The 7,144-nt window shown below is 65.5% G+C and carries 7 protein-coding genes; 2 read left to right on the top strand and 5 right to left on the bottom strand.

Features of this window, described 5'->3' with window-relative positions; genetic code table 11:
- Together pgk and gap are read right to left on the bottom strand one after the other, a co-directional pair.
- Nucleotides 1-560, bottom strand: a 560-nt coding sequence (gene pgk / locus CQY20_RS32755; protein ID WP_097945340.1) for a phosphoglycerate kinase, incomplete at its 3' end; no start/stop codon positions are given.
- 5 nt (nt 561-565) lie between these two features.
- Nucleotides 566-1,588, bottom strand: a complete 1,023-nt coding sequence (gene gap / locus CQY20_RS32750) for a type I glyceraldehyde-3-phosphate dehydrogenase (protein ID WP_097945338.1) — start codon at nt 1,586-1,588, stop codon at nt 566-568.
- A gap of 293 nt (nt 1,589-1,881) precedes the next feature.
- Between gap and CQY20_RS32745 the strand changes: the two genes are divergently transcribed.
- Nucleotides 1,882-2,091 (top strand): hypothetical protein, encoded by a 210-nt coding sequence (locus tag CQY20_RS32745; RefSeq protein WP_097945336.1) that lies wholly within the window; start codon nt 1,882-1,884, stop codon nt 2,089-2,091.
- 54 nt (nt 2,092-2,145) lie between these two features.
- Here CQY20_RS32745 and CQY20_RS32740 read toward each other — a convergent pair whose 3' ends face one another.
- The 3 genes from CQY20_RS32740 to rpe form a co-directional block, all read right to left on the bottom strand.
- The gene (locus CQY20_RS32740; RefSeq protein WP_097945334.1) at nt 2,146-3,492 is read right to left on the bottom strand and encodes a DUF3422 domain-containing protein; all 1,347 of its coding nucleotides are present in this window, start codon (nt 3,490-3,492) and stop codon (nt 2,146-2,148) included.
- A gap of 107 nt (nt 3,493-3,599) precedes the next feature.
- Complete coding sequence (gene tal, locus CQY20_RS32735) at nt 3,600-4,745, bottom strand: transaldolase (RefSeq protein WP_097945332.1); 1,146 nt, start codon at nt 4,743-4,745, stop codon at nt 3,600-3,602.
- 122 nt (nt 4,746-4,867) lie between these two features.
- Nucleotides 4,868-5,542, bottom strand: a complete 675-nt coding sequence (gene rpe, locus CQY20_RS32730) for a ribulose-phosphate 3-epimerase (protein ID WP_234816526.1) — start codon at nt 5,540-5,542, stop codon at nt 4,868-4,870.
- A gap of 301 nt (nt 5,543-5,843) precedes the next feature.
- Here rpe and CQY20_RS32725 point away from each other — a divergent pair, with 301 nt between their 5' ends.
- Nucleotides 5,844-6,905 carry a Gfo/Idh/MocA family protein gene (locus CQY20_RS32725; RefSeq protein WP_097945328.1) on the top strand — a complete coding sequence of 354 codons (1,062 nt, stop codon included), beginning with the start codon at nt 5,844-5,846 and terminating at the stop codon, nt 6,903-6,905.
- Nucleotides 6,906-7,144: the final 239 nt, after the last annotated feature.

Raw genomic sequence — 7,144 nt, 5'->3', positions numbered from 1 at the left:
CTGATCTCGGCGGCGACCAGATTCCCCGCATAGTGCGGCAACAACTGGGCCACGTCATATACCGACGCCTGCTTGCGGTGCACCACACCGAAACCGTCGGACACGAACGCACCGTCGCCGCCGACGAGTTCGACAAGTTGCGTGGCCAGCGCAAGCCGCTCGGCGTCGTCCTTGCTGGTTTCGCGGGGATCGAAGCGGATGTTCTCCAGCAGCAGGATGCCGCCGTCGCTCAGGCCCTCAGCGCGGGTCAGCGCGTCGGAGCCGACCACATCGCCGGCGAGCTGAACGGGGCGGCCGAGTTGCTCACCCAGCGCCCTGGCGACCGGGGCGAGCGAGAACTCTGGGGCGGGTCCGTTCTTCGGCCTACCGAGGTGCGCCGCGACGACGACTCTGGCACCGGCGCCTGACAGCGCCTGCAGCGTCGGCACCGACGCGATGACGCGGCCGAGGTCGGTGATGGCGCGGTCGTCGTCGAGCGGGACGTTGAGGTCCGAGCGCACCAGCACGCCGCGGCCGGAAACCCGTTCCGCGAGTAGGTCGTCGAGCGACTTGAAGGCCACGGGACTCACAGGGACTTGCCGACCAGCGCGACCAGATCGACGAGGCGGTGCGAGTAGCCCCACTCATTGTCGTACCAGGACACCACCTTGGCCTGGTTGTCGATCACCTTGGTCAAACCCGAGTCGAACAGCGAGCTGTGCGGGTCGGTGACGATGTCGCTGGACACGATCGGCGCGTCGTAGTACTTCAGGATGCCCTTGAGCGGACCGTCGGCGGCGGCCTTGTAGGCGGCGTTGATCTCCTCGACACTGGCCGACCTGGCAACCTCGACGGTCAGGTCGGTTGCCGAACCCGTGGGGATCGGCACCCGCAAGGCATACCCGTCGAGCTTGCCCTTCAGCTCCGGCAGCACCAGGCCGATCGCCTTGGCGGCGCCAGTCGAGGTCGGCACGATGTTCAGGGCGGCGGCGCGGGCCCTACGCAGATCCCGGTGCGGACCGTCCTGCAGGTTCTGGTCCTGGGTGTAGGCGTGGATCGTGGTCATCAAACCCTTGACGATCCCGAACTCGTCGTTGAGCACCTTGGCCAGCGGGCCAAGGCAGTTCGTGGTGCACGACGCGTTGGAGATGATGTTCTGGCTGCCGTCGTACCTGTCGTCGTTGACACCGAACACCACCGTCAGATCCTCGCCCTTGGCCGGCGCTGAGATGACCACCTTCTTTGCACCCGCGTCCAGATGGCCCTTGGCCTTGGCCGCGTCGGTGAAAATACCCGTCGACTCCACGACCACGTCGACGCCCAAATCTCCCCACGGCAGCGCCGCTGGGCCCTCCTTGACCTCCAAGGCCTTGATCTTCTTGTCGCCGACGACGATGGTGTCCTCACCCTCCAGTGATACGTCGGCGGGAAACCGGCCCAGGATCGAGTCGAACTTCAGCAGGTGCGCCAGCGTGGCATTGTCGGTGAGGTCGTTGACCGCCACCACCTCGATATCGGCACTGACGCCGTCGGCCTTCTGCGCCTCGAGTGCCCTGAAGAAATTGCGTCCGATGCGGCCGAAGCCGTTCACACCTACCCGGACCGTCACCCTTGCCTCCCTACGTGTTCGTGATGTCGCTGATTTCGGCGGCCCACTGATTCGACTCCGCAGCGTATTGGCAGTGCGCTGCAGGCAACCCCCCCAGATAGGGGATGCGCCAGCGGTACTTCATTCGTCGTCTCCAGCCCGGCGGTATTGGCGTTGTTGGCCGCACCCTCGAAACCCCCGACGTGGGGGAGGTCGCGTGACCGAGCGCAAACCACACTTGCGCAACAGACGTCCAAGCTGCGCTGGCTTGCAGGGTCACTCTCACTTGCGGTCAACAACGAAACGGAGTGGGTATGAACAGCGGCGCCGCGGCGACCAACGGGGTGCTGACTCCAACGACTGATGCGCCCGTTGCCGGCGACCGGGTGCGCGTGGCTTACGGAGTGTTCGGCCGCCTGGGCCGGGTGACCTCCACGTCGCCGGGCTATGTGCTCGTCCGCTATGACGACGGCGCTCGAGAACTCATCGACTCCGCGCGGCGGCCGGTTTGGGTAGTGGATTGAGGTAGGCGCGGGCAGCTGTGCCCGCATAGTCAACCACCGTCGGACGCGTGCTCTTCATCGCTGATGGTCATCGTCGCCGTCGTGATCGACGCCGTGGATGTGGCGGCGTATCCGATGCACCGTGCGCCACACAACGACTACCGCTATGGGGATGGCCACCGCGGTAACGACGCTTTCGTCGACGGGCAGGCCTAGCGACTTGAGCCCCTTAGCGAGATAGCCGACCAGGCCGACCATGTAGTAGGAGATCGCGGCGATCGACAGTCCCTCGACCGTCTGTTGCAGGCGCAGCTGCAGTGTCTGACCCCGGCGCAGCCCGCTGAGCAGCTGTTGAGTCTGCGCCTCGGCGGTCACTTCCACGCGGGTGCGCAGCATGTCGGCAGTGCGTGCAACGCGGCCGGACAAACCCTCCATCCGGTGCTTGGCGGCCTCCACGGTGGCCATCGCCGGCGCCAGTCGCCGGCGCAGGAAGGTGAACACACCCATCAGGCCGGGCAATGACGACCCGCGCAAGTACTCAATGCGTTGTTGCACGATCGCGTAATAAGCGCTGGCGGCGTCGAAGCGACCCGCGTGTGTCGCGATCTCATACTCGACGACCGCTGACAGCCCGATCAGCTCGTCAAGCAGTTGGCGGTCGTCGCGTTGCTCGTCCTCGATACCGCGCGCCAGCTCAGCGAGCCGGGCCTCCAGTTCCACCATTCGCGAAACCATGGCCCGGGCAGGCGGATAGGCCAACAGCGCCAGCATTCGGTAGCGCTCGACATCCAGCAGTGAGCCGGTGATCCGCCCCGCTCGACCCTCGGTCATGGGCTCGCACAACATCAAGAACCGTGAGGTGCCGTCGGGATACAGCTGATAGGTGGTGTAGAGCCGGGCGGCGTCGTCGCGCAACCGCGAGCCGACCAGCCGCCCGGGACCAAGTACTCGTTGAGCAAACTCGGCCGCGTCCTCGTCGGACCAGCCCTCAGCGGGCAGCAGCACTGCCTGCACGGCGGCCAGTGTGCGACCCGGGATGCCCGCGAGCCACCCGGCGGGCAGCGGCAGCAACGCGAGCAGGCTGGCCTCGGCGCCTAATACCGCTGGGTCCAGGGGCTGGTGGAAGGTATACAGGGAGTAGTCGTCGTGGCGCTCCCAAGACAAGGCTGTTACGTCGTCGAAGTCAAGCGTCAGTCCCACATCCGTGGCGCCCACCGCCACGCCATGGGTCATGGCAAGCCGCTGCAGGTGTCTGGTCTCTGCAGCAGCCGAAACCTTATCGGTGAGCACGGTCAACTGGGTGGTCATCGATGGGATCGGCAGCGGCCGCGCGGGACGGACGTGGACTTCGTTGTGTACGGCCGACCGCTCAGGGGCATCCAGCGGAAGCTGAACGGCTAGCGGTACCGTCGATTCACCCATTAGTCAATCTCCGCATCGCCGTTGTCAGCACTGGCGGCCGGTCACCGCCGGACCGTAGTCAGCCCAGCGACGATTGCCATGATGGTCCGCACATCCACCGCCCTACGCTAACGGCACTCGCCACGCCTCTCCAATCTCTTGGTCGCTTCGTCGAGCTGGCCCTGAGTGGCCTCACGCAGGTAGCGCCAAGATCGCGCGAACTTCTCCACGCCCTCTTCCTCGAGTACGGCGAACACATCGGCCAAATCGACGCCGACGGCGGCCAAATTGTCGAATATCTCCTGCGCGTCCGCGGCCCTGTTGACGGCTGTCCCTGCGGTGATGACGCCATGGTCGGCAACCGCCGCGAGGGTCCTCGCCGGCAGGGTGCACACGGTGTTCGGAGCGATGAGCTCGGTCACATAGTGCGTCTGCTGATAATCAGGGTTCTTGACCCCGGCAGACGCCCACAGCGGGCGCTGTACCCGGGCTTTGTGATCCTTGAGGGCGGCGAACCGGTCGCCGGCGGCGAACACCTCCTGGTAAGCGGCGTACGCCAGGTGCGCGTTCGCAACGCCGGCCTTACCGCGCAGGGCGAGGGCCTCGTCAGTGCCGACCTTCGCCAGCCTTTCGTCGACCTCGGTGTCGACCCTGCACACGAAGAACGACGCCACCGAATGAATACCCGACAAGTCGTGCCCGGCTTCCTTGGCGGCCTCCAATCCGGCCAGGTAGGCATCCATCACGTCGCGGTGCCGTTCGACGGAGAAGATCAACGTCGCGTTGACCGAGATGCCCTCCCCGATCACCGCGGTTATCGCCGGGAGTCCCGCTTTCGTAGCCGGGATCTTGATCATCAGATTGGGTCGGTCGACAATCTTCCACAGCTCGATGGCCTGCCAGACCGTCTTGTCAGCGGCGTAGGCGAGCCGCGGATCAACCTCGATCGACACCCGCCCGTCCACACCTTCGGTCGACTTGTATTCGTCAGCGAACAAGTCGCAAGCGTCCCGCACGTCGTCCGTGGTGATCGTTCGAATGGTCGCCTCGACGTCGGCCCTCTGCTCTGCCAGTTCGCGCACCTGCTCGTTGTACACGTCTCCCGTGGCGAGCGCAGCCTGGAAAATCGACGGGTTGGTGGTCACTCCGACGACGCACCTGGTGTCTCGCAGCTCGGTGAGGTTGCCCGATCGCAGACGGCTGCGGGACAGGTCGTCCAGCCAAACCGACACTCCCGCGGCGGACAGCGCCGCCAGGTTGGCATTTTGGGTCATTGTTGAACTCCTCGTCACTGCGCCAGGTAATCGTCGGCGGCGAGGAAGCCATCCTGTCGACCGCTAGCCGGTCGGTCGCGACCGACGGCAACGAACGCCGGGCTGAAGTTGCACGACGCCTGTCATCTGGCTACCTCTCCGCGCGGTTGGCTGTCGAGCGCGGCAGCGCGCAACAGCTTGACGGCAGCCGCCTTGCCGTCGGGATACGCATACATCCACGAGCCGGAGATGAAGACATCGGCGCCGGCGGTGGATGCCCCCCGGATGGTTTGATCCGTGATTCCGCCATCAACCTCGAGTTCGATGGGCAGCCCGGAGTCGTCGATCATCTGGCGCAGGCGCGCGATCTTCGGCTCGACGGCCGCGATGTAGGCCTGGCCGCCGAATCCCGGATTGACGGTCATGGCCAGCACCATGTCGGTCTCGGCCAGCACACTCTCGACGACCGCGGCCGGAGTGTGCGGATTCAGCGAGACGCCGCTGCGCGCACCGAGCTCGCGAATACGTGCCAGGGTGCGATGCAGGTGGGTGCACGCCTCGGCGTGCACAATGATCAGCTCACAACCCGCGTCGACATACCGGCCCAGCAGTTCATCGGGGTCGACAACCATCAAGTGGGCTTCGAACCCGACAGAGCTGTGCGGCCGCGCCGCCGCGATCACGTCCGGGCCGAACGTGAGGTTCGGGACGAAGACACCATCCATTACGTCCCACTGGATCCGGTCCACGCCCGCCTCGCACAGTTCACGCACCTCTTCGCCGAGCCGAGCGAAGTCGGCAGGCAAGACCGAAGGCACGATGAGCGGATGGTATGTGCTGGACTCAATCATGGCTGGGCACTTCTCCTAATCGGCTGTCACAGGTGTGTTTCCATCGCACCGTGTTACGCCCGCTGGGCACTCACCCACGTGGGTGCCAAACCGGGTGATTTCCGGCTCGTCTAACTCTTCTTCCGTGGGTGGCTGCTATTGAGCGGAGCTGCGCGCGCGTGGTTGTTCAGCCTGGATTTGGGCACCGTGCAGGTGGCTTTGGAGCCGAAAACGCACGATTGCCATGATGGTCCGCACTGGCAACGCCTGATTTGCGTGGTTCCATGTTATGTTCGTCGACCGGAGGGGAGTCCGGGTGCGTCCGGTCAAGATCGCTATCGTCGGCGGCGGGTTCGGCAGCAAGGTCGCGGTGCCTGTCTATAACGAGCTCGCGGAGTTCGAGCCGGTGGCTGTGTGGTCGCAAAGACCCGAGCGCGCCACCGAACTGGCCAAGCAGGCTGGGTTGCCGCTTGGCACAGCCTCGTACGATGAGCTGTTGTCGGTGCCTGGGTTGGAAGCGGTGCACATTGCCACACCGGTGGTGACCCATGTTCCGTTCACTGTCGCCGCGGCCGAGCGGGGTCTGCATGTGCTGTGCGAGAAGCCGCTTGGCGACAATCTCATGGGCGCGCAACGCCTGGTGGCGGCGGTCGGGTCAGCTGGCGTCGTCGGCATGGTCGATTTCGGTGTGCGGATGAAGCAGACCCGCCAGCGGCTCATCGAACGCGTACGCGACGTGGTGGGGCGGCCGCGGATGGTGTCGGTCACGCTGGTCCACTCCGATCACGCCATGCCCGACTCCCGCCCGTACACGTGGGTACACGACGCCCGGCTGGGCGGCGGCCGGCTCCAGGCGTACGGAGTACACGACCTGGACCTGATCCTTGAGATGTTTCCCGACGTGGAGGCGGTCGCTGCCGCTTGCGACGTGGGAGTGCCGATCCGCGCGGACGAGAACGGACAACTGCGAGACGTGACGGCCGAGGACACCTACGCGGTGCTGCTGCGGTTCAGCGGTGGAGGGCTGGGCGTGGTCACACTGGTCTCCGCTGCCCACCACAAGCGCGGCGAGGTCATCGAGATCCACGGCGACGCGGGATCGGTGCGGCTCGACAGTGAACGGCGGCTGTGGTGGGCGCGCTCCGGCGAGGAACTGCAGAGCGAGGGCCCGCTGGAGGCCAGCTCTCCGGCGGCTTTCGCGCTGGTGGCCCGCAAGTTTGCCGCCGCGATCCGGCAGGGCGAGGCACCTGACCCGTCGCTTGAGGAGGGGCTCCGCGTGCAGGCGCTGTTCGACGCTATTCGGACGGCCGACGTCGAGCGCCGCTGGGTGTGCCCCAAGCCGATCCTGTAGCTCTTATGATCAGTCCGGCATGGTGCTCGCAGGCCGGGCGGCTCCATTCCAGAAGCCGTCTCATCGTCGATGATGAAACAGCTTCGACCGCGAATCGCGCTCAAGAACAACGGTATTCGTCGAGACAACAGCATAGCGAGTACTGAGTGCGACATTCTCGGTTGGCTGTGACAGGTTGATTTGGCCCCGGTAGGACGGTCTGTTTTGGCCCCGTCCGCCCGACTCGCCGGTGCGGTTGT

The organism is Mycolicibacterium agri (assembly GCF_002553505.1).
Taxonomy (GTDB): Bacteria; Actinomycetota; Actinomycetes; order Mycobacteriales; family Mycobacteriaceae; genus Mycobacterium; species Mycobacterium agri.
Note: the sequence above shows the minus strand (reverse complement) of the source record. Positions and strands in the feature narration are given on the sequence as shown.

Excerpts from the sequence above, each read along its gene's own strand:
- tal (WP_097945332.1), bottom strand. The coding sequence starts at position 4,745 with ATGACCCAAAATGCCAACCTGGCGGCGCTGTCCGCCGCGGGAGTGTCG.
- CQY20_RS32725 (WP_097945328.1), top strand. The coding sequence starts at position 5,844 with ATGTTCGTCGACCGGAGGGGAGTCCGGGTGCGTCCGGTCAAGATCGCT.
- CQY20_RS32745 (WP_097945336.1), top strand. The coding sequence starts at position 1,882 with ATGAACAGCGGCGCCGCGGCGACCAACGGGGTGCTGACTCCAACGACT.
- CQY20_RS32740 (WP_097945334.1), bottom strand. The coding sequence starts at position 3,492 with ATGGGTGAATCGACGGTACCGCTAGCCGTTCAGCTTCCGCTGGATGCC.